General features: G+C 38.4%; 19 protein-coding genes. 7 read left to right on the plus strand and 12 right to left on the minus strand.

Annotated features, from left to right (window positions below; translation table 11 throughout):
- Window positions 1-54 precede the first annotated feature (54 nt).
- On the minus strand, window positions 55-585 hold the full coding sequence (locus tag B3E92_RS13265; RefSeq protein WP_201639429.1) for an NAD(P)H-dependent oxidoreductase: 531 nt from the start codon (window positions 583-585) through the stop codon (window positions 55-57).
- A 154-nt stretch (window positions 586-739) separates the two neighbouring features.
- On the opposite strand from B3E92_RS13265, the gene B3E92_RS13270 reads away from it, so the two are divergent.
- On the plus strand, window positions 740-1102 hold the full coding sequence (locus B3E92_RS13270; RefSeq protein WP_046676349.1) for a winged helix-turn-helix transcriptional regulator: 363 nt from the start codon (window positions 740-742) through the stop codon (window positions 1100-1102).
- Between the two features lie 29 nt (window positions 1103-1131).
- On the opposite strand, the gene B3E92_RS13275 is transcribed toward B3E92_RS13270, so the two are convergent.
- The 5 genes from B3E92_RS13275 to B3E92_RS13295 form a co-directional block, all read right to left on the minus strand.
- A complete protein-coding gene (locus B3E92_RS13275; protein WP_115047937.1) occupies window positions 1132-1629 on the minus strand; it encodes a DinB family protein in 498 nt (165 codons plus the stop codon).
- Between the two features lie 448 nt (window positions 1630-2077).
- Window positions 2078-3493: a Gfo/Idh/MocA family protein gene (locus tag B3E92_RS13280; protein WP_070569442.1), complete on the minus strand. Its 1416-nt coding sequence runs from the start codon at window positions 3491-3493 to the stop codon at window positions 2078-2080.
- Between the two features lie 11 nt (window positions 3494-3504).
- Window positions 3505-4896, minus strand: a complete 1392-nt coding sequence (locus B3E92_RS13285; RefSeq protein ID WP_084823277.1) for a 3-keto-disaccharide hydrolase — start codon at window positions 4894-4896, stop codon at window positions 3505-3507.
- Between the two features lie 246 nt (window positions 4897-5142).
- Window positions 5143-7020, minus strand: a complete 1878-nt coding sequence (locus B3E92_RS13290) for a RagB/SusD family nutrient uptake outer membrane protein (protein ID WP_115047933.1) — start codon at window positions 7018-7020, stop codon at window positions 5143-5145.
- Between the two features lie 10 nt (window positions 7021-7030).
- Window positions 7031-10198 (minus strand): SusC/RagA family TonB-linked outer membrane protein, encoded by a 3168-nt coding sequence (locus B3E92_RS13295; RefSeq protein ID WP_286897186.1) that lies wholly within the window; start codon window positions 10196-10198, stop codon window positions 7031-7033.
- 1029 nt (window positions 10199-11227) lie between these two features.
- Between B3E92_RS13295 and B3E92_RS13300 the strand changes: the two genes are divergently transcribed.
- Complete coding sequence (locus tag B3E92_RS13300; RefSeq protein ID WP_070569433.1) at window positions 11228-11713, plus strand: hypothetical protein; 486 nt, start codon at window positions 11228-11230, stop codon at window positions 11711-11713.
- Window positions 11714-11745: 32 nt separating this feature from the next.
- Here B3E92_RS13300 and B3E92_RS13305 read toward each other — a convergent pair whose 3' ends face one another.
- The 6 genes from B3E92_RS13305 to B3E92_RS13330 form a co-directional block, all read right to left on the minus strand.
- Window positions 11746-12318, minus strand: a complete 573-nt coding sequence (locus B3E92_RS13305) for a Crp/Fnr family transcriptional regulator (RefSeq protein ID WP_236560159.1) — start codon at window positions 12316-12318, stop codon at window positions 11746-11748.
- Window positions 12319-12712: 394 nt separating this feature from the next.
- Entirely contained in the window at window positions 12713-13864 is a 1152-nt protein-coding gene (locus tag B3E92_RS13310) for an AAA family ATPase (RefSeq protein ID WP_286897189.1), read from the minus strand.
- Window positions 13807-14520 carry an RNA ligase family protein gene (locus B3E92_RS13315; RefSeq protein WP_115047927.1) on the minus strand — a complete coding sequence of 238 codons (714 nt, stop codon included), beginning with the start codon at window positions 14518-14520 and terminating at the stop codon, window positions 13807-13809. The genes B3E92_RS13310 and B3E92_RS13315 overlap by 58 nt, the downstream gene beginning before the upstream one ends.
- Before the next feature lie 264 nt (window positions 14521-14784).
- The gene (locus tag B3E92_RS13320; protein WP_115047925.1) at window positions 14785-15462 is read right to left on the minus strand and encodes a LytR/AlgR family response regulator transcription factor; all 678 of its coding nucleotides are present in this window, start codon (window positions 15460-15462) and stop codon (window positions 14785-14787) included.
- Between the two features lie 5 nt (window positions 15463-15467).
- On the minus strand, window positions 15468-16964 hold the full coding sequence (locus tag B3E92_RS13325) for a TlpA family protein disulfide reductase (protein ID WP_286897193.1): 1497 nt from the start codon (window positions 16962-16964) through the stop codon (window positions 15468-15470).
- A gap of 87 nt (window positions 16965-17051) precedes the next feature.
- Window positions 17052-18557, minus strand: coding sequence for a sensor histidine kinase (locus tag B3E92_RS13330; protein WP_286897194.1), 1506 nt, complete (start codon window positions 18555-18557; stop codon window positions 17052-17054).
- Between the two features lie 457 nt (window positions 18558-19014).
- On the opposite strand from B3E92_RS13330, the gene B3E92_RS13335 reads away from it, so the two are divergent.
- The 5 genes from B3E92_RS13335 (at window position 19015) to B3E92_RS13355 (ending at window position 22468) form a co-directional block, all read left to right on the plus strand.
- The gene (locus tag B3E92_RS13335; RefSeq protein WP_201303501.1) at window positions 19015-19551 is read left to right on the plus strand and encodes a hypothetical protein; all 537 of its coding nucleotides are present in this window, start codon (window positions 19015-19017) and stop codon (window positions 19549-19551) included.
- Between the two features lie 198 nt (window positions 19552-19749).
- The gene (locus tag B3E92_RS13340) at window positions 19750-20148 is read left to right on the plus strand and encodes a hypothetical protein (protein WP_115047917.1); all 399 of its coding nucleotides are present in this window, start codon (window positions 19750-19752) and stop codon (window positions 20146-20148) included.
- A 20-nt stretch (window positions 20149-20168) separates the two neighbouring features.
- Complete coding sequence (locus B3E92_RS13345; protein ID WP_115047914.1) at window positions 20169-20738, plus strand: NUDIX domain-containing protein; 570 nt, start codon at window positions 20169-20171, stop codon at window positions 20736-20738.
- Window positions 20739-20806: 68 nt separating this feature from the next.
- Complete coding sequence (locus B3E92_RS13350) at window positions 20807-21346, plus strand: GNAT family N-acetyltransferase (protein WP_115047911.1); 540 nt, start codon at window positions 20807-20809, stop codon at window positions 21344-21346.
- A gap of 30 nt (window positions 21347-21376) precedes the next feature.
- The gene (locus tag B3E92_RS13355) at window positions 21377-22468 is read left to right on the plus strand and encodes a tetratricopeptide repeat protein (RefSeq protein WP_286897198.1); all 1092 of its coding nucleotides are present in this window, start codon (window positions 21377-21379) and stop codon (window positions 22466-22468) included.
- Window positions 22469-22530 lie beyond the last annotated feature (62 nt).

A 22530-nucleotide genomic window follows, 5' to 3' on the forward strand; every position in this document is an offset into this window, starting at 1 on the left:
GATTCGTATATCACAAAAGCTAAGCAACAATAAACAAGCCCTGATATTTATTAACTAGAGTTGCTCCAAAAAACGGAGATAGCGCGTCACGCCCTCTTCTACCCATGCGGTAGATGACTCTTTTTCAATTCCATAAAAGACGAAAAGTTTTTGATAATCCGCTTTAACATAATCAAAAGTAATTTCAAAAGGACTTGTTAATTGATCCATGCTATATTTATACTTTCCTGTCTCCCTATACTCCTGCTCGTCTATCCCAGCAGAAATTGCTAATGCAATTTTCTTTCCTTCCAATTTGTAGCCACTGTTCTTACCATAAGCCCATCCATAAGTAAGCACTTCATCCAGCCATTGCTTGAAAAACGGCGGACAATTAAACCAATAAAAGGGAAATTGAAAGACAATTTTATCATATTTCTCTATCATCTGCTGCTCGGCCAAGACATCAATTTTACCATCAGCATAGACTTGGTGCAATTGATGGATGTCATACAACTCAGGTTGATTTTCCAAGGCCTTAACCCAACTTTTATTTACGACGGAAGCAGCAAAATTGGGGTGAATAACGACTATTAATGTTTTCATTTTATTATGTATCTATATATGCACAAGTCACCACATTTAGCCGATTCGTAGCGGCAGTTTTAATAAACGACAGGACTATGATTTAAAAATAGCGACATAATTCCTATTTTGGCTTATCTGTAACCCAATGTTAGGTACTATAAAAAATGTGCGTATGACTAAAATCAAGACGAGCTCCACTAACTTTTCAAATAAAAAGCAACTTGAGCATAATTGCCCCGAAGTTTTTGCCGCTAATGTGATTGGTGGTCAATGGGCTCTAGCCATATGCTGCTATCTCATCAATGGCGCGCTACGTTATTCTGAAATCAAAAAATGTTTACCGGGTATCACTGAACGTATGCTCACCTTACAATTGCGCAAGCTAGAAGATGATAACATTATTAAACGTACTGTATATGCAGAAGTCCCGGCACGTGTACTTTATGAGCTGACTGCACTGGGATATGAACTCAAACCAATTATTCGAGAACTAGGGAAATGGGGAGAGAAGTTACAACAGGTTCAAAAATCTTAGACTTTAGCTGACAGAACGAAAGGTTGTTTTTAGTTCATACATCGTGCTGTTACCAGTAATTGGCCGACATGACGCTGTGCATGCTCTGCAGCGTGGAACAACAAACCAATCAACGTAGTAGGGATCCGTTTTCTACCCAAGAAACGTAGTTCCGTCAAGGTGTCCGGATCAATTAACGCCAGTTTTTGCAAAGATTGCTGAATCTGCCGATGTAAGTTTTCTACAAGCGATATCACGCTTAAAGCACTATTTTCTAGACCTTCCTGACGGAGGTCGTCAAATTGTTTATCCGTTAAGGATTTATTTTCGGCATAAGTAAACATGCGATCGATTACTCCACGAATATGTTGCAGGTGAAAACCTATACTGGCGTTGCCACCCGGTTTTGTCCAAAGCTGCGCTGAGGATATTTGTGCGGTATACTTCAAAACATCTTCTTCAACTTGCAAAAGTGCATGCGCAACAGGTTGGAGAAGAGCGGGAACCCCTTCAATAGGTCCACGCATCCATACTTCTAAATTTTCCATGCTTTTAAAATAGCTAAAAGTCTACGCGGATGCTTTTTAAAATCCATAAAGCTACAGCGTTTAAAAAGAATGCAGATAGCAGTCCGTTTCGTCAAAAATACAGTTTACTCCTATAAAAATAGCTACTTCCTATAGCTTGTTTAAAGTCGATTCAATTATTTTTTAAAATAAATTTGCATAGTGTAGTAAATACACTTACATTTGTGTCATCATAATTTAGGTTTATAATTGGTTATTTAAGGTTTTCATTCTCCCCGTTTGAAAACCTTTTTTTATAAATGACTGCAAAAATATAATCTTCCATCATCCTTTATCATATCACCGAATCGAGAAAAAGTACGTCCATCTTCCCATTAAAAGCAGGATAGGTTATAAAGGCTTTTCATTTCAAACATAAAAAGGGCAATGTTCACATTGCCCTTTCTTTTAGATACCCATTTAATGGCCTTTACATCTTATAATATTGCTCCCAACCTCTTGCTGGTGGAGGTCCGGCTAAGAGTGCGTTGGCAAACTTATCATTGGTCACTTCTTTTGTCTGCGTATTCAATATCAACTTACTGTTTAAGCGTTGTGCAATTACACCCAAGCAAAATACTTGGCTCAGAGGACCTGCAATTTCAAAAGCCGAGCGGGTTTTTTCTTCGCCTTTACAACCTTTCAAGAAATTAGCAAAGTGGTTTGACGGTGATTTTGGCACTTCCGGTAACCGAGACTCCATTTCCTTGGCTTTCGTTGCTGGAATAATCTGCAAGGTACTGGCATGGGAGCCACCTTTAAATATCAAATCCTTGCTGTAGATAATTTTCCCAGGATTTAGTTTGGCGGGTTCCAATTTCCCTGTACTAGGTGCAGGAATATTGGGATCCAATCCAGATACACCATAGCCTTCGGGTATAGGTGGCAAATTATCCAGTCCATCATACCAATTGATATCGACTGCTGGCATCTTTTTCCTTTTTGGGAAATGAAATTTCAAGGTTGAAGACATAGGGAAAAAATAGGAATTATACCCGTCGAGCTTCACAGCAGACACTTCTGTAGGCAGCCCCAAATCTAAAAATTCATGTGCTGTATCCAATATATGTGCCCCCCAATCGCCCAGAGCCCCCATTCCAAAATCATACCAACAGCGCCATTGACCATTCACAAAATCCTTATTATAATTATGGCCAATAGTCTGCATTTGCCAAAGATCCCAATCTAATGTTTCGGGGATCATTTCTGCGGCAGGAAAACCCTTTATATTTACATCCCAGCCATGCCATCTACGCGGCATATTCATGTGCGCATCGATGCGTGTCACATCCTTAATAATGCCGGCATCCTTCCAGGCTTTAAACTGAAAGTAATTTGCTTCGGAGTGCCCTTGATTTCCCATTTGCGTAGCAAGCTTAGGGTTTTTCCGAGCTTTATTTGCCATTAGTTCGACTTCAAGGAATGTTCTCGCCATTGGTTTTTCCACGTAGACATGTTTACCTAAATCCAGTGCAAGCATCGTTATGGCAAAATGCGAAAAATCAGGAGTTCCGACACTTACAGCATCAATCTGATTTCCCATTTTGTCAAACATTACCCTGAAATCCTTAAACTTCGGTGCATCGGGAAACAAACCCAAAATTTCCTGCGTATGTTTCGCACCAAGATCGACATCACATAGCGCAACAATATTACAGAGTCCTGTTTTATAGAGTTCTTTAATGATGTCGGCAGCCCTGTTTCCCAAGCCTACACAGGCTAAGTTGACACGTTCATTTGGTTTGGCCAAATTGACATTCCCCAATACACTATTGGACAGCATAACCGCTCCTGCAGCGATAACGGACTGTTTAACAAAGCTTCTGCGCGATAAATAATGATTCATAAGAGATAGGCTTAATTCGGTGTATTAATTTTTATGCTGCGAAATGAAACACGATCACCATGGTCCTGGAGAAGAATAAAACCTTCCTTCGCTTCGCCAAAGTTTTCCCAATCTTTGTATTTACTGATCTGAACTAAATCTTTAAACGCTTTGGATCCCCGCTCATAAGACAACATCTTAATGCCATTTAAATAGTGTTCAACTTTGTTATCTGCTGTGACCACAACTCGACCTCTATTCCACTCGCCGATCGGTCTACGCGCGCGATCATCACGATTGGATGTAATGAGATCGTAAAGCGATGCCAAGGTACGATTTCCGTCACGTCCCAACTTCGCGTCAGGATGTAAAGCATCATCCAGCACTTGATATTCCAAACCAATAGCCGATCCTTTTGATTTTTCTTTTAAAGTCACAAAATACTTAACACCACTATTGGCTCCCGGACTAAGCTTAAATTCAAATGAAAGATCAAACACCGCGTATTTATCTTTTGTGACGATATCGCCACCATTGGTCGATTCACCACCGTCAGATTTTAGCACAGTCATTTGGCCATCCTTAACTTCCCAACCGCGTTCCGGAAATTTATCGCCATGTATACTCCGCCAGCCCTTATTGGTTTTACCGTCGAACAAAAGCTTAACACCTTTCTTCTTTTCAGCGTCAGCCAAGTCGTTTGGCTTCAAGTTCACGATATAAAGATCTTTTGGAAAACCTTTTGATTTGAGGTCGGTTGTTTTTATTTTAATATTCTTAAAGTACACTTTCTTTCCATCCAGTTTAGGTGGAATACCATGCACCTGCAACCCGATAAAGCCAGATCTATCGATCGTATCAACGACATAAGCAACAGGAATATCGTTGATCCAAGTGCGCAGCTCATCACCAATGGCTTCAATTCGAATATGATTGAATTCCTCTACTTTATAGGCTTTTTTAGCATTTTCATTTAAATCGAGTGGATAAATCCATCCACGACGCGCCTCATCATAGATTCCACCTGTCCAAGCACGGGCAGAGGGGTCTATTTCTACTTGCCTTCCATATACACGTCCGCGTCCATCATTAGCCTTTGGATCAAGATGGCTCCGTGTCTGAATACCTGAGTTTGTTTCATTGCCTTCAAGTTTAACATCCAGCTCCAATATGAAATCACCATATTCTTTTTCAGTGATCAAAAAAGAATTGGGTGTACCTTTTGTCATTCGACCTACGATAGCATCGCCCTCTATAGAATAAGGTGCTTTTCCGCCGACAGACTTCCAGCCATTTAGCGTTTTTCCATCAAAAAGGTTCGTCCAACCTTTCTCATTACTCTTATCTGTCTGGGCATACGACATAACAGCATTGCCGACCATAGCAGCCATCAAAACAGATTTAAATAGTGTATTTCTTTTCATTGTAAAATTTAATCTTGAGTCTATTGACCCGGTTTATTTATTCATCATTGGTTTGTAACTTACAACGTGTGTCTGGCCAATTTATTGAAAATTATCAATCCACAGCTTCTCCACATTCAAGCCTGATACATATCATTTACTAAGCAGTCATTAATCATTTGACTCAGCGAAACAATAATATCAATTAATATAAGTGAAATGAATCAAATGATCTGATTTATTTACGAAAACGTTTGAAAACACTTGTTACTTACCTTCAACCAATAGCGGCGTTTTATTTTTCTCTGCACCTGGGTAACCTATATTTTGATTGATAACACCTTTAATATTGGTATTAATCGCATTAGCGGGCACAGGCCATAATATATGGTGCACACTAATTTTATATTCGGCCCACTTATGTTTTACCCCTTTATTATAGAAATTACTTTTAGCAACCACTCTATCGTACCAGAAATTAACTCCAGTTTGTTTAATGTTCGCATTCGTTCCGCCTGGGCCGCTAATCTGTTTTAAATCATAGACACGACCACCAAAAATTTCGCATGGTTTTCGGGTCTTTGCATAGGTATAGGCAATCCTTACGAGCTCAATATGTCTGTTTTCTTCGTAATACAACTCACGTGCGCGCTCATCTAATAGCTCACCGATATTGATTTCATCTGCTGTTAGCTGTGATGCACCGGCGCGTTGACGGACTTCGTTAATGGCAATGGCAGCCTGACCAAGATCATTTTTCCAATAGTAACTTTCGGCCAACAATAAATAGACTTCTGCAGAACGGTAAATATACCACGGGGTCTCCCCGCCTTCCCATTGTGTCTGCAATGGATCCGGCACAAATAATTTGTAATGCGGCCAAGAGAACCATAGCCGAATGGAATCCTCCACACTCATTCCCACCGGTTTAACCAGATTTTTTCCATACCAGGGATTGCCCGTCTTTTTTAAGTTGGGCTCATTGTACTTCAAATCTTCCATCTTTCGCCAACTATCCCGGTTAAAGATCCCCCGCAAGTCATTATCCTCTTTGCCAGGCCTCCAAATCTGATTTGTAAAATACCAGGTTGGACGCAATCGTCCTATACCACGACCATAGTTCTTATTTAAGTCCAATGAAAGATCAGTTTCATCCGCTGCCAATGATAATCCTGCCCCCGTTTTCCCGTCTGGTGTTTTTATACCGCCGTTGTTCCAAAAAGGAACGCCATTACGCATTGTTCTGATACGATCAGAGCCATCAACTCCAGGATAAGAAACTACATACATTAAACCTTCGGTATTGGCACCATCTAATTTTGCTTCAACACTATGAAGGTCAAACATCAGATTGGTATTTGGTCTACTTTTATTCACCGTAAATCTACTTTTCATAAGTGGATGAATAGCAACAATTTCTTTGCCGATGGCGATTGCCCGATCAAAATCTGCCAAAGCCATACAGACCTTCATCAACAATACACCGCAGGCAGATTTGGAGGTACGTCCACGGTCTACTCTTTCGGGCACCCATTGATAGGCAAATTCCAGGTCTTTTCGCAATTTCTCGAGAATACTCCAACGATCGTAGCTATAGAAATCATATTTCGGTTCATTTATTTCTTTATCAATGAAGGGCACATCACCAAACTGATGCACTAATTTGAAATAACGGTAGGCACGTTGAAAATAAGCTGCTCCTAAAATCGCGTTTTTTTCATTTTCGTCTTTAAAAGTTCCGGCATCTATTCTTGAAATAATAAGATTGGCATATTTTATTCCCTTAAATCCTTCGTACCAATACCACCCCACTTTAGTTCTATCGTTGTGATTGAGATCTGCATCGGGGAGCAGTGCAATATCCATATCCATTTGTGGACCAGCTTTATCTGTTGTCCCCTCTACGGCTACTTCAGATTGGATAATCTCGGTCAGAATGGGCGCAGCATCGCCAAAAAACTCATGCCGCATATTTCTTTCACAGGCCGTTAAAGCGGAGTACATCCCTTGCGCATCGGCTAGCGCAACATCTGGTTCATAGAAAGACAGGGGTTTCGGTTTAAGCCAATCCTTACTGCACGAAAATGTAAAAACAGCCATTGAACCAATACATAAACTATATAGTATATTTTTTTTGAATTTCATGATCTAGTGATTAAAGGGTAAAGTTTAAACTTAAATTATATGTGCGGGGGGCTGGGTCGCCAACATCTGCCAATGCATCGCTTTTCCAGCTTCTTTCGGGGTCTCCAAATTTAAAATCTTTTGTCAAGTATGCTACATTTCTAATCGAAGCTGAAATACGAAGCTGCTGAATTCTTAACGATTGCAAGATAAATTTTGGCAGACTGTAAGAAAGCACCATGTTGTCCAAACGCATAAAGGACATGTTGACGTAGTTTGTACCATTATTTTTTGATCCTATACGCGCGTAATCGTTGATCGGATTTTCTGGCGTCCAACGCTGTAGTGCATAGTCGGTACTCCGATCTGCAAAATTACTGTTGTTTGCAGCCTGATTAAAGTCTCCATAATGCCCCCAATTGGAATAAATTAAAAATGAAAAACTCAGCTCTTTATAACGCAATTCATTTCGAAACGACCACCTAAAACGCGGTGTTGTATACCCCTGAAATACACGGTCGGCATCCGTTAAGACCCCATCTCCATTTTGATCTACATATTTAAAATCGCCAGGTTGGTTACCATATTTTGCAGCCATTTCCTCTTCCCCTAGTTGCCAGATTCCATTTCGTTGGTAGGCCCATATCCGGTCGGGATCCTGTCCAATAAACCATCTATTTTTAACATCGTCCGCTTCCTTTTGGCCGACGACATTTCCTTCACTATCTTTTACATCCACCATATCGCCATACAACTTCACAATTTTTCTCCGATTCAACATAAAGATCGCCGTCGCATTCCAACTAAAATCGCCCCTATTCATGATGTTACTATTTAAGGTAATATCAAAACCTTTATTGGAGAGCTCACCAAGATTGGCAGCAACACTGCTAAATCCGATAATTTCTGGCAATGCGCGATCTACCAATAAATCCTGGGTTGTTGCCGTATAAAAATCCAGTGCACCACTGAGACGGCCATGGAAGACTGAAAAGTCCAAACCGGCATTATACGAACTTTTACTCTCCCATTTCAAGCCCAAATTGGCCATTCTATTTACGTATAACTGAGACGAAAGATAGAGGTTTCCACTCGCATCAATATAGGGATGTAATCCAGAGGTCATGTCGGAAAGCGCTTCGTAAAGCTCAATATCACGATTACCATTTCTTCCCCAAGAAAGTCGCAGCTTACCATAATCCAACCAAGATTTGGTATTTTTCATAAAACCTTCCGCTGTAAAATCCCAGGCAAAAGCCAGGGCTGGAAAGGTTGCCCTTGGATTTTGAGCGCCAAAGGCTGAATATCCGTCGCGTCGTATAGAAGCAGTCAGCATATAGCGATCTTTAAACGAATAAAACAAGCGAGCCATTAAGGCATCTCCGGTTTGATATTTGTCTTCGCTTTCGTTCAATGGAATTGTACCGGCCTGTAATCGATGCCAGCCCAGAATATCAGAAGGTACAAACTGAGAAGCTGTGGCCTTGGTTCGCCAAAACTGCCCTTTCTCTGCATTTTGAAGCAATGTTACTTCAAAATTATGTACATCAAAACGCCGCTTCCAACGCAATACATTATCTAACTGCCAATTGTATGTTTTTTCAAATGAGCGTTCGCTACTTCCACCTTTTGCCTTCCACTCGGGATTTTTTGAAGAATCGTGGTTATAATACTCGTGCCAGATAAATGAAGGGGTAAAATTGGATTGCAATTCTATCCCAAATGGCAAAGTAATCACACCGTACAAACTGGAATTCAATGTATTATAATTATTTTTTCGATCTCTAAATTGATTGTCAAAGAATGGGTTTACGGGAGTGACATCGCCTGTCGGCAGTCTTTGATAAATACTAGAAGGATCATCAAGATTATTAGATCCGAAGGGAGAAATCACTGCTGATTGTTTCCAATCGGATTTTAGAAAGCCCTCATTTCGAACGGCGAAATTTGTATTCGCCCCGACTTTTAGATAGGATGTAATTCTAGTTTCGAGATTTAGTCGTGTTCTGAAATTTTTAAACCGACTTCCAACCACTACTCCCTCCCGATCAACATGGTTTAAGGAAAAATAGTAGTTAGTGTTCTCATTACTATTCGATACAGCAACAGCATAATCCTGCTGGATCCCCTTTTGAAAAACCAAATCCTGCCAATCCGTAATCTTATTGTTCATGTAATTTTCAATCTCCGGCGTCTTAAGCTCTAATCGAGAAAGCCAAGACCTGATCAACTGATCCTCTGTTACATTTGTAACGGGGGTCTTTTGATCGTAATTATACCAGTCCAATTGATTGGTTCCATTGAGCAATCTTGGGTCCACGAACATTTCGGGGTGAGCTTTAAGATAGTCCTCTGTCCGACGACCTACTTCAAAGTCATAGCGATATTTCAAAAACTCACCAGCATTCATCACTGCAGGCATACCTGCACTTTCCACCATACCAAAATTTCCATTGAAAGTAATGGACGGTTTTCCTTTTTTACCTCTTTTTGTCGTAATTAAGATAACGCCGTTGGCAGCTTTTGCACCGTATACAGCAGTTGCACTGGCATCTTTTAAAATATCTATTGACTGAATATCATTGGGATTAATATCAGCAAATGTTCCGTCAAAAATAACACCATCCACAACATTTAAGGGGCTACTACCAGCTTTCAATGTTCCCTTTCCCCTTACCTGTAAGCTTGCATCCCCCTTTGCCGAATTTCCCTGTCCAATCACCAATCCCGCTGCATTTCCCCGCAGGAGATCCTGAACTGACCTGGGCGCCTCCTTCTCAAGCTTTTCGGTCTGAACAGAAACGATTGCGCCGGTCACATCTTTCCTCTTGGCGGTTCCGTAGCCAATAACGACAACTTCATCTAGATTCTCTGTAGATTCAGAAAGGGTGATCTCTATTTCCTTACCCACTTCTACCTCAAGTTCTTTGGACAAGTACCCTGTATGGGTAAAACTTAAAGTAACCTTAGCAGAATTATGCTGCAATTTTACACTAAAGCGACCGTAGCTATCTGTTACAGTACCTGTTGAAGTTCCCTTCACCAAAACGGTGACTTTTTCCAAAAAACGCCCATCATTAGTTTTGACGACGCCCGTTAATTCTTTTCCAGTTCCTTGTGAATGAACGGTTCCTGTCGACAGCAATAGCATACACAAAAAAGAAAAACTAACGAAAATTAAATGATTAAATTTTCTCATAGATTAAGATTTATTGGTTATTAATAAATAAAACTATAAAAAGGCTAACAACAAGACCTTTTAGTCGTTCATATCAATTGGTTATTATTTAATCAACACAAAACAATAGTATTAATTAATAAAATACAATCAAACCTTTTTAATTCATTTATTTACGAAAACGTTTGAATGCCTATAAAAATCAAATCACGGCATCCCAACAAAATAAAGAGGATAGTTCAGCCCTCTGGCTAAAAAACAATATATAGCAAACAAAAAGCCCTTCATAGGCTTTAAAACAAATAAAATTTAAAAATAAATTGAGACAAAAGAGCATAGTTTTGATAAAAAATGACATCTTTTTAAACTATAATTTCACTATATTTTAAATTAAAACAAATTTAAAATAAATTAAATTTAACGAAATAAATAATACAAACTTTACTAAATACAAAACCGACATGACCTAGAATTTTTTTTATGGTCAGGGAAACAAAAGTCACATACATTATTTACGTCAGGTCAAATGAAAGGATCGAAGTTTGGGACAAAACCATATCGTTGATGAGTTAGCCAAAACAGGTCTCCATCATTGGGCATTAGAAGTAATCAGATTAATCTCCAATTCTACATGCCCGCCCTTCTCATTAGCTTACTTTTAACATTGCCCCACCTAGGCCGTATAATCTAGGTAACTTCACAGTGAAAACAACTAAAAAAGTTAGCTTCAACATAGGCTCACGTTATTTGTAGGAGGAACTTGATGATACGATGGTCATAAAAAGGGCTCAACGACAGGGTCGTGTACGCAATTCGTATTATTTTAGAAAAGTAAATAAAAACAATCAGTAAAAAATTTGGAGAATACGAAAATTATATACAACTTTAAAGCACAAACACCTGCTCTAAACAGGCTACAAGTTAACAAAGGAAATTTTTTATTTTAAAACGAGGATTTTATCTTAGAATCGCTCATAGATAAAAGTCTAAATTAGTTTTTTTGCAGAAAAACTTACTTTTACTTAATGTACAAACAGTAGCATACAAAATATGACAACCAACCCCATTAAGGTATATACAGTAGTTTCAAAAGAAGTAAAAGAAGATCCAGATTTATTCACCAATCTGGAAGGTGTCTTCTCAACATATGAAAAAGCACAGGAATATATTGATCACTTCTTTGGTAATGCTAAATATGGTTATCGATCTATTGTTACGACCTATTTAGACCCCTTTCAGGAAGAAATCCAAAATAATGATTCTTATTATAGCATATCATCTCAATTAATAGGGCCGCATTTAGAAGTTGAGATCTGTAAAACTTCTTTTGCTGTTGTCCTCTCCGAAGTTGAACAATTGCGTATCGATCCGGCCACCTCAGAGAAACCCTTGGAATTAAACCTGCACTGTTTTGCTGCTTCTGAGGAAAAGGCAATGGAAAAATTCGAAAAATTAGCACAAGACTATGCAAAAGAACACAAGCTTCAATTTCAAATTAGCCCTTTTCGCATTGCAGATTCGGACCAATGCTATTAGCCTTCAATTGCAATGAAATTATAGCAAGAGATTCAGGGAAGTATTTTTTTACGGATTTCACTTAAATATTCTGGCGTAAATCCCAGATACGAAGCAATCAGGTATTGCGGAACACGTTGTACAAACTGCGGATATTTACGGAGCATATCATGGTAGAATTCTTCTTTAGATTTAGAGAATAGATATTTAACCCGCATTTGCGCAGCAGCATAAGCCCTTTGGTAGACAAATCGAAAATAACGCTCCATGATCGGAAATGCAGCTACCAATTTTTCTTGATTTTCTTGACTGATATAAACTAAATCTGAGGTCTCTACGGCCTGAATGTAAAATGACGTAACAAGCTTATGTTCGAAAGCCATATTGTCCGTAATCCACCAATTTTCTATGGCAAATTCAGTCGTTTGTTCGACTCCCTTTTCATTAACAAAGAATTTACGGAGAATACCTTTCAATACAAAAAAATGGTATCTACACACTTGGCCCTCCTCCAGTATATTTTCTTTTTTCGCGACCGTTTTGGTCTTAAAGTAATGCAATATTTCTTCTAATTCGACCGGATCGATAGCGACAAATTTCTTTATATGTTCTTTCAGTTTTTCCAACAGTCTGTCAATTTTTTGTACAGACAAAGCTACTCATTCATTTTATCATAAAAAATACATGCGGCACCATTTCAAATAAGCTCGAAGAGCAAGGCTGGGAAAATAAATTCAAGTAATGGATGTCATCGATATCAAAGAAAAGGACCTCATGTCCATGTTAACACCAAAATTGAAGGAATGACAGCACATTGTGACTAGTGTTCCTAAAAAGGATTCTAACAGAAAATCAGCCCGCCATTAAAATAGGCGGGCTGATTCGCATTTATGGTATCCAATACGGTTTATCAGAAAACAACCTTACTATACTAACGTAAAATTCGAACTTTTCGTACTTTATTTACTTAATCCGTAAAACCAATCTACAAAGCCGCAATCTCCTGCTAAAAAGCGCCATCTATTCCGTAATGTAGTGAACCTCATGCGCCTCTGTCAACTGCGGAACTTCCAAATTATGAAGCATTTTATCCAATACAACATCTGGCAGTGGATATTCCCGATCGTTATTCTGCGTGCGCCAAATCTTGTAGGGTTTTTCAACGTACAACAATTTCACGTAGGCTTGATAGCTGACAAAAAGATCGATCAATTGTTTTCGCATCTGGGAAGTTATATTAGTGGCATTCCAGATAAAATCCTGTCCGCAGCGTAAGTATTTTTTTGCCTGCTCTTTTGCTTCCTGTACAACCCATCCGTTTCTCTTTTTATCGGTCGGATCAATGCGATACTTGCGTCTGATGTCGTCCAGACTAATAACGGGGAGGTCGGTATTCATTGCTAAAATCTGATAATCTTTGCCCATTCCCGGCAAACCTGAAAGTACAGTCATCGTGGATTTGAATATATCAAAAGGCACATAACCAACATAACTATCGTTTCCATTAAAATATGTAAATCGTGCATTTTCAGACAAAAAAGAACGCGTGGCATCCCAGCAGCCAATCTCTTTACTATACAGTTCGAACATATCCAATGCATAGAGCAAATTATCCAAATCGCCACAATACCTTCCTTTAGCATCAGCTTCGGCCAACAACTTAAGTTGACTCATTTTGACACATAGTGACGCTTCCAAGGCGCTCTTCATCGGATCGGCTTTTTCCATCAACCATAATGGCAACCCATGATAGCGTACCAATGCGATAATTTCCTCCCGTAATGCAAAAGGGGTCTCCACATCACGAAATAAAATCTCCCGTGTGGTCTGTGCTCCTTTTTTGGCATGATTTGGTGAACTGATACGACCATCGGCAGCGACAACTGTCGTCGATCTCTTCTCGACATCATGCAATAAAGCGGAAGCCCAGAGGAGCTCCTGCTTTTGTTCATCCAGATTCCGATATTCAGGCAATGCTTCCAGCTGCTGTAATACCATTTGGGTATGAATCGCGACATTCCCTTCGGCATGATGTAAAGGATCCTGTTGTACCTGTTCCATATCCCTGACCCAAGAAAATTGTTTCGCTAAAGCCGACCAATCCTTATTTGTTGCTATTGTCCATTCCATGAATAATCCCTCCTTTCCCAAATCATTTTTGCTCTTCGCCATGATTTTGTCCAATGTTCGTCGGTCTGCACATGTCCTTTTCTAACGTATTTAAAAACATTGTGCTGAAATTCGCTGACGGCATATGCATCAGCATTCCTGCAGACTAACCCCTCCATCGTACATGCTTCTTCAGTTTTAGGATCAACCGATCCAAATATAGAAGACTGCATGGCCAAATTTTCGACTAAACGCCGAAGTTCTAACTCAGTCAAATCCTTTACCATGTCGAGTTTTAAAACAGGTACAGTAGGCAAATCAAATAAACTGGCATAAAAAGTAACTTCTTCCCATGAAAGCCACTGATCTTTAATTCGAGCAGCAAAAACATAATAATAGTGCTCAAGTTGCATATACTCGATCGAATGCACAGCATAAAGATTTTCACCAAAAAACTCCAAATCACCCAGATCGTTTTTTAATCTGGACCAATGCTCCCGAAGCTGGGCCGTCCATGGCGACGTGGTTGGAGCTGCATGAGATCGTGCAAATACTCCACGCCGTGAAAGGCAATTATTCTCGCCATCTAATTTTTCTGTAAATAACAGTTGATGGAAAGATTGCATATCCTTCCAATAATATTGATTAAAACGATCGTCGCTGCTTGTCCCTGGCGAAAATGGGAAATGATAGGTACGACCATATTTTGTTGATTCCATTTTTAAAATTTAAATCCATACTAAAAAATTGAAGACATAGGCATTGGGTAAACAAATCGGGTAAATCCTGTTGTTTACTTTCTTCCTAAATATCGACAATGCATTACATGACTTTAAATTTTAAAAATTGACAACACAAATGATCTGTTGCTACAAAAGTATACAATTTATTTTAAAAACATAAATACGCTCCCTTTGATTTTTGGACAACACACCGCCTTCCCTACTTTCTAATCAGCCTTGATTAGTCAAAAAACGCGTCAATTAATATAATTTCAATTCAGTGTATGTCGTTCCAATGGGAATAACCCTGTCTGCTACCCAAATTTGGGTTTTGTCGAACTTCATCATTTTACTTCGTGCGACGATAAATGCTCTGTGACAACGAACAAATTCGCCCTTCGGGAGCAGTTCCAGCAGCTCGCTAATGGTAATTCTAGAACTAACGCATTTATTATCGTTCAAATGTATTTGGGTGTAATTGCCTGATGCTTCAATATACAGGATACGGTCGAATTCAACTTTAACATGTTCATAACCATCTTTGACGAACAGATAGTCTTTGTTATGCTGTAGCTTTTTTGCCCGAAGGCTATACAATTCGCTCGCCTTGTTGCAGGCTTTCAAAAACCAGCTCATAGAAAATGGTTTAAGCAAGTAATCGATGGCGTCGAGCTCGAAACTCAATAGCGCATGCTCAGAATAAGCCGTCGTAAAAATCACCATTGGCGAAGTATTCAAACTGCGCAGAAACTCTATTCCTGAAATATCTGGCATTTTTATATCTAAAAAGATAAGGTCCACCTGCTCCTTCTGGAGATAATCAATCGCCATAAACGCATCCGTAAATGTACTTTTTAATTCAATAAAAGGGACTTTAGCTATATGGTGTTCAATAACCTGCAGTGCCACAGGTTCATCATCTATCGCGATGGCTATCATAACAATTATTGATTTAAAATCTGATCTATTTGGTCATACAGTTGTTTTCCATTACTTGGTCGAAGAGCCTTTTCCACAACTAATTTTCCTGTTTTATCAAATATAAAATATTGCGGATAATATTCGGCTTTGTCTTTTGCATTTAGCAGTAATTCCTTCCAAAAGGGCTCAATCTGTTTCCTATTTTTACGTAAATGGATTCCGGTTAAATTGTTGACGCGTATAAAGTCTTTCCAGTCCTGATCGCGATGGTCTTCATCCATATCCAAATAAACGAAGGCAATATCTTTATCCATGTATCTTTTCTTCAGTTCAGGTGTATACTTCAATTCAAACTTGCAGGGACCACACCAGGTTCCCCAAACATCCAAATAGACCACTTTTCCTTTCAATTCAGCAATCAGGTCGTCGATCGATGAGATAGGTTGATCATCTTCAATCAACCGAATGTGTTTGTTGTGTTTATTCGCCACCAAAAGAGCGTCAAGATCGGCAATATAGCTTTCAACAAGCGGCGTATGCTTATCTTTTGGAAATATCTTCCAATGTGCTCCTGCCAATGCTTTTAAATGCGTTAAGTCCTTGTCATGATATAGATTGACCAATTGTTGAAAATTGTATTTTTCTACGATAGGCTTGGAGAAATTATTTAAAGCACCGATAAACCGCCAATAATCTTTACTATAGATAGTCATTAATCTATTTGCACTGTCTAAGCTTATCCCGAAATAAGGGATTGGTTCACTAGACGGAATTTTCTCGGCCCGAATCTTAACAAATGCTTTCGTTTCCAAATAACGCAGGTAATTGTCAAAGAAAGAATAAAAAGAAGGGCCTCCAAAGTCGTCCTGTAAATTAATAAGTGCTTTTCCAAACAGCTCTAGAACCAAACTATCTGCGGTAGACTTTGGCAATTCAGCGACACGGGCAAAATCGTTCAGATGGTTCATTCGTTGCGCGTAAAACTCAGTACGTATATAGTTTTTTAGTGAGGAAGACAATGGACTAGTTTGGATCACTTTATTGATTTGATTGCAATCCGCTAAACAGGGAATTAACACTTGCTGTCTCAACTGAGCCAAAGAGCATTGAGCAAGATTATTTACGTTCGGGGCCTTCATAAAAAAAGGCACTTCATCGTGTTTTATTTGCTGTATAATTTTGTTTTCTGTCAAAGCACTACCGTCTGTAAATACGATCGTAGTGTCGGTTAAATTCAGGATAAGATCTTTACCGGGGCTTAATAACAAGGTTTGAAATACACTGCTGTAATTTAGAGTCGCGGATTTTCGAGCTGTTATTGGCAGTGCGACCTCAAATGTGCCATCGCTGGCAACGGTTATCCGTTGCGAATTTTCTTTATAAAAACCAAAAACAAGAGGAATATTAATTTCCAAGGCCTTGTTTGGATCATAATTCCAAATCTTACCGCTCAATTTAAATTGAGCATGACTGCTTAGACAATACAAGGTCATAAGCAAAAAAACAAGTATTTTTTTCATTGCTGTTAATTAAGGAACCAATAAATCAGGTGAATAATTGATTAAAAGATAATGGAACTAGTTAGATTTAAATAACACTAGCCATCTTTAAATATGTAAAGTTAAATGGATAAAAAATTCATTGGCATTTTCACGTATCATCAGTTCATGTCGATCTCGATATAGCAATGAAAGACGTTGGCGTACATTCTCCAAACCGACACCACTTTTTAGTTTTTCGGGATCACGATCACTTTTCGGATTAATGCTATTACTCACATCGAAAAACAAAACCTGGTCTCGCACTTGCAAAGATATTTTAATATAAGACGATTTCTGAAGGCTTATACCATGCTTAAATGCGTTCTCAACGAAAGGGATCAGCAACATAGGGGTAATTTGATAATTTTCAAACTGCTCTTCTATTTCCGTTATAATGGTAATTTTGTCTGACATCGAAGTCCGCAGGGTCTGTAAAGCGATGTAATTATTCAGGTATTCTATTTCACGCGTCAACGAGATTTTATCTTGCGTATTTTCATGGAGCATAAACCGCATCATATCGCCCAATCGCTGAATTCCCTCCCCTGTCCGTTCGGCTTTTTCCTGTAATGCCGTGCCATACAATGTGTTTAAGGCATTAAATAAAAAGTGTGGGTTTATTTGGGATTTCAGAAAAGTCAGATTTGCGTCCGACTGACCGAGCTCCGTACGTAAGGAGGCAATTTCGTTGTGACGCATTAGACGTTTTTTAAAGAGAAACCAGGAAAGCGGAACGCTAACCAATAATTGCGTGGGTAAATGAAACATGGCAACGATAAAGATCACTTCACCGTTCTGGTTAAAGAAGAATAGGGCCAATATGCTTAATGGTATAACTAAAACCAAACTCACCGCAGCGATAATCCAAAAGAAGTCGCGGAATTTCTTTTGTTTTTCATGTAATTTTGGCAACAAATAGTATAAGGAATAGATTACGATACCAACCGCAGACAACACGACCAAAGTCCATAACACCGAAAGTTGGTAATGCGAGTGAGATATGATCAAAAAAAACAATCCGATAAACCAAAAGCCAATTCCAAAGGCCAAATCCATTTTTAGCTGCTTTTGTATAGCCGGGTTTTCAACCCTGTTTTTAAGCAGATAGCTGATCAAAAATTGCATGCAGGTGTATAGAGAAATTACGATTGTCCATAGAACTGCTTGTGTTAAGGACTTAAAAAACATGCTATTATAGCCTCTTTGAATACTATCAAAATCCATAAGCTCATAGGTATGGCTATAAGTCCGGCATACACCTAAAATCAGTCCAGATATCAAGATCAGAGCAGCTAGTAATGAATAATTCAACAGCTCCCGTTTTCTGTTGATGAGCGCAGGAATAAGGGCAAAATTTAATGTGAGAAACATCAAATATAGAAGCAGATAATAGCTAAACTTGGGTACAAAAAAATTAAAAAAATAGGAGTAGTTTATTTTCTGACCAATGAAATAGTTATGCATACCACTATCATCCCGATTGTTTGTATCAACAAGCAAAGCATAAACAACAGCGACAAATACGACAGTTGCCATCCAGAACTCTATTTTTCTTACGTCTTTCAATTTCATGTTATTGGTTTTGATAAGACAATATTAACTGAAATGAAAACATAACACAGAAAAATGTGACGAATACCACCAAAAATGTGATGAATCAAATGTTTCTTCATCTTATAGCTGGGATTCTATTGTTGTTCTTATAAAATAGCATTTGATTTTACTATCTTTAAGCTGAAAAGTATCAAACCAGCTTTATTAACTTTATTCAAAAAAAGACTACATAATTAATCCACTGTTTCAAACATTCACGTCCGATTTTTGCGGCAACTGTTACGGCAAATAGCGAAGATTGCATATAGGCATTGGGCTGTCGAATGGTCATAAATACAGGTTTTAAAAAATAATTGATCAAATAGTTAACTATATCGTATTAAAAAGGTTTACTAGTTTAGAAGAAGCTCAGGAATGTCATCAGCTACTTTCGGATAGAGGTGTAAAAACGCGGTTGGCTGATAATCTACCCCCTGTGGATATTACATTTTCTGGAAATACGGTAGGACACCAATATGAGATTCAAATAGACCCCGCCAATTTCGCAAATGCAGAATCTATTTTAGAAGAGCAGGAAATGCAATCTCTCCCACTGGTTGGAGATGACCACTACCTGTATCAATTTTCAGACGAAGAGCTCTTCGAAATCCTGCAAAAACCCGATGAATGGAACAAATTGGACTATGCGCTTGCCAGAGAAATTTTATTAAAAAGAGGGAAAGATATTGATCAGGAAAAGCTTGATCTTTTGAAGCAGGAGCGGCTCATGCAGCTACGGGAACCGGAACCACAACAGAAGTATTGGATTATTTTTGGCTATATTTCAGCCCTTCTAGGTGGTCTTTTAGGAATTGCAATCGGGTATATGTTGTTTAGTTCCAAAAAGAGCCTACCGAATGGCGAACGGATATTTTCCTATTCTGATCATGACAGAAAACATGGGACAAATATATTCTATATCGGATTATTTGTATTCACAATATCCGTTCTCATCAGAATTCTCTGGGGCTAATAGTATAATATTAAATCCTTTTATTCTTTTAGCAAAATAGATCGGTTGAGCTTTGTCATTGTGGTCATTCTGTATCCTATCACGATCCAATTAGCGTTAACAGTAGTAAATTTTTAATACTAAAAAAAAATACCGATATTTAAGATGATATCTTTATTCTTGAATTGTTTTTTGTAAACCTACAGACAAATTAGCTTTATGAATAGTTTAAAGACCACAGCCACTCATTTCCGTTATAAGAAGCATCCGGGAGATCTATTTAGAAATACGTCGGTTCAATTATTACCTCATCCCTATAAAAATCAAGAAGACTTTTGGGTATGGTTTCACCCCTTCTACCACCGTAGTGAAGACATTTCAGATTTAGGCGACCTATACAAACAGCTTCACGATACGCCCTGCCAAGAAACGAGAGTAGCATCAAAAAATGAGCTTTGTTACCCTGCGGTCTCAAAAGAACGTCTCTTTGAGGAAATAAAATCATTGGAGCAAAAGATCTATCAGGATTGCTTTGAAAACTTTTATTTGCTGATTATTGAAGGCCACATCGAGCTGTTAGAAAGCCATCAAATTGAAAGTAAAGAATCTAGCTCTTAATATCTATTCTTTAAACCGTTATGCATTATTTGACTTGTGCGATTATAAGGGAGGACGATAAGGTACTCATCTGTCAGCGTCCGGCATCGGTGACGCATGCCTTAAAGTGGGAATTTCCTGGTCGCATTACCGAGTCCCACAAACCAATGAAAGCAAATTTGTCGCTCAAAATCAGGGAAGAGCTTAATATAGATATTCTTGTCGGAAGGCCGTTAAAGATGACGCAACAAGACTATACAAGTCCAGCACCTTGTCTCTATCCTGTTCTCTGCACCTTTTGTTCTGGCGAAGTTGCCTTTCAAAAATATGTTCAAGCATTATGGGTTTCCCCCGCAGAACTATTGCATTTTGACTGGACAGATACCGATCGACCAATTGTAGAAGAGTATACCAGATACCTTGAAGATTCAAATCCTCCATCTCGCATAAGGGGAGCTTTTTTAGAAATCCTGATTGGACTTATCGGCTTTACACTGGTCCATAAATTCTTCAATCTATATATAGCCTTATTGATAACATTGATCTTAATCACTGTTACCGGAATTTATACCTATTACACCCGAAAAAATATAAAGAAAAGAATCCCATAAAACTTCCTTACATTTATAAAACTAAGTAACCCATAATTTCATTTTAGCCATATTGAAGATTTAATCAAATGAAGGATTTCCCACAATTAGTCACAGAACGACTTATTCTCAACGCCATTGACACGACTGATATTCCACAGATTGTAAACTATCTGCAAGACAAGGTTTATTCGGACTTTACCTCAAATATTCCCTACCCATACCGAAAAGAAGATGCTGAATATTGGCTTAAATTAGCCGAAGAAGCGTTTGCCAATCGTAAAGGATTCACTTTTGCTATTCGAAATAAAGATAAAAAGCTGATCGGAGCTATTGGTCTGCACGATGAAGGCTCGGATAAGGCCGAGTTGGGATACTGGATTGCTATTCCTTACTGGAATAATGGTTATGTCACGGAAGCTGCAAAAGCAATCATTGAGTTTGGTTTTAAAGAACTAAACTTCAATAAAATCTTTGCGACCTACTTCCCACATAATCCAGCCTCTGGAAAAGTCATGGAAAAAATAGGCATGAAAAAAGAAGCCCTGTTAAAACAACATTTAAAGAAAGATGGCCGGTATTACGATATTCCATTATACTCTATTTTTAAAACGGATCTAGCTTTTTAATAAAAATCAATCATTTAATCCGCTAAAAAAATGAAAAACAAAATTGGATATATTGCCGTCGTTTTTTTATTTCTCACTGGACAAACCACCTATGGTCAAGAAACAAATCGGGAAAAAGCTTCTTCAAAAGGAAAGGAAGCCATCCAACTCATGGACGATGGAAAGGTGGATGAGAGTATCCTATTATTGAAAGAAGCTCAAAATCTCGATCCGCATAGTATCACGTACCCCTATGAGCTCGGCTACGCCTATTATTTAAAAAAAGACTATAAAAAGACGATTAAGTACTTAGAAAGTATTAAGAGTGAGAAGATTACCAATGACAGAGTATATCAATTATTGGGAAATGCATACGATATGCTTGGCGAAAGTGATAAAGCTGTAGGTACTTACGAAAGTGGATTAAAAATATTTCCCAAATCAGGTCATCTTTATTTGGAAATGGGAGCCATCCAACGTGTCAAAGGAAATTTAGAAGATGCATTAGGTTATTATGAAAAGGGCATAGAGGTGGATCCGGAATTTTCTTCAAATTATTATTGGGCATCAAAGATATTTTGTATTTCCGATGAAAAGGTTTCGGGAATGATTTACGGTGAGATCTTTATGAACTTAGAACGAAACACCAAAAGAACAGCTGAAATAAGCGAGCTTCTTTATGATCAATACAAAACGCAGATAAAATTGAAAAGTGACACAGCGCTTTCCGTTAGCTTTAGTAAAAACGCATTTGTCAATGCAAAAACAGCAGATTCCAGTCAAATAAAACTGCCTTTTGGTGTAGGAGTTTATGAAACAACACTCGCGATGTCAATACTCGGTTCAAAATCTATAGATATCAATACACTAGACCCTATAAGAACTAACTTCATAAACAACTACTTTAGCAGTAAACACAACAAAATATTTCCAAATGTCCTCTTCAGTTATCAGAAAAAGATCATCGATCTAGGTTACGGCGAGTCATACAATCATTGGATATTAATGAAAGGCGACGAAGATGCTTTCGAAAAATGGCTAGAAAACAATGAAGAGAAATGGACACTTTTTTCAAATTGGTTTTTGAAGAATCCCTTAAAAATAGACAGCACAAACAATTTTTTTCGCAAACAATATGATTAAATATTCAGTATAATAGATAGCCACATCGATATAGCGATCTATTCAAAAAAATGAAAATTTAT

Source organism: Sphingobacterium sp. UBA6317, from assembly GCF_002440385.1.
GTDB lineage: Bacteria > Bacteroidota > Bacteroidia > Sphingobacteriales > Sphingobacteriaceae > Sphingobacterium > Sphingobacterium multivorum.

Bases quoted from the DNA above. Each gene is read 5' to 3' on its own strand.
- B3E92_RS13265 (WP_201639429.1), bottom strand. From the start codon at position 585: ATGAAAACATTAATAGTCGTTATTCACCCCAATTTTGCTGCTTCCGTC.
- B3E92_RS13270 (WP_046676349.1), top strand. From the start codon at position 740: ATGACTAAAATCAAGACGAGCTCCACTAACTTTTCAAATAAAAAGCAA.
- B3E92_RS13275 (WP_115047937.1), bottom strand. From the start codon at position 1,629: ATGGAAAATTTAGAAGTATGGATGCGTGGACCTATTGAAGGGGTTCCC.
- B3E92_RS13280 (WP_070569442.1), bottom strand. From the start codon at position 3,493: ATGAATCATTATTTATCGCGCAGAAGCTTTGTTAAACAGTCCGTTATC.
- B3E92_RS13285 (WP_084823277.1), bottom strand. From the start codon at position 4,896: ATGAAAAGAAATACACTATTTAAATCTGTTTTGATGGCTGCTATGGTC.
- B3E92_RS13290 (WP_115047933.1), bottom strand. From the start codon at position 7,020: ATGAAATTCAAAAAAAATATACTATATAGTTTATGTATTGGTTCAATG.
- B3E92_RS13295 (WP_286897186.1), bottom strand. From the start codon at position 10,198: ATGAGAAAATTTAATCATTTAATTTTCGTTAGTTTTTCTTTTTTGTGT.
- B3E92_RS13300 (WP_070569433.1), top strand. From the start codon at position 11,228: ATGACAACCAACCCCATTAAGGTATATACAGTAGTTTCAAAAGAAGTA.
- B3E92_RS13310 (WP_286897189.1), bottom strand. From the start codon at position 13,864: ATGGCGAAGAGCAAAAATGATTTGGGAAAGGAGGGATTATTCATGGAA.
- B3E92_RS13315 (WP_115047927.1), bottom strand. From the start codon at position 14,520: ATGGAATCAACAAAATATGGTCGTACCTATCATTTCCCATTTTCGCCA.
- B3E92_RS13320 (WP_115047925.1), bottom strand. From the start codon at position 15,462: ATGATAGCCATCGCGATAGATGATGAACCTGTGGCACTGCAGGTTATT.
- B3E92_RS13325 (WP_286897193.1), bottom strand. From the start codon at position 16,964: ATGAAAAAAATACTTGTTTTTTTGCTTATGACCTTGTATTGTCTAAGC.
- B3E92_RS13330 (WP_286897194.1), bottom strand. From the start codon at position 18,557: ATGAAATTGAAAGACGTAAGAAAAATAGAGTTCTGGATGGCAACTGTC.
- B3E92_RS13340 (WP_115047917.1), top strand. From the start codon at position 19,750: ATGAATAGTTTAAAGACCACAGCCACTCATTTCCGTTATAAGAAGCAT.
- B3E92_RS13345 (WP_115047914.1), top strand. From the start codon at position 20,169: ATGCATTATTTGACTTGTGCGATTATAAGGGAGGACGATAAGGTACTC.
- B3E92_RS13350 (WP_115047911.1), top strand. From the start codon at position 20,807: ATGAAGGATTTCCCACAATTAGTCACAGAACGACTTATTCTCAACGCC.
- B3E92_RS13355 (WP_286897198.1), top strand. From the start codon at position 21,377: ATGAAAAACAAAATTGGATATATTGCCGTCGTTTTTTTATTTCTCACT.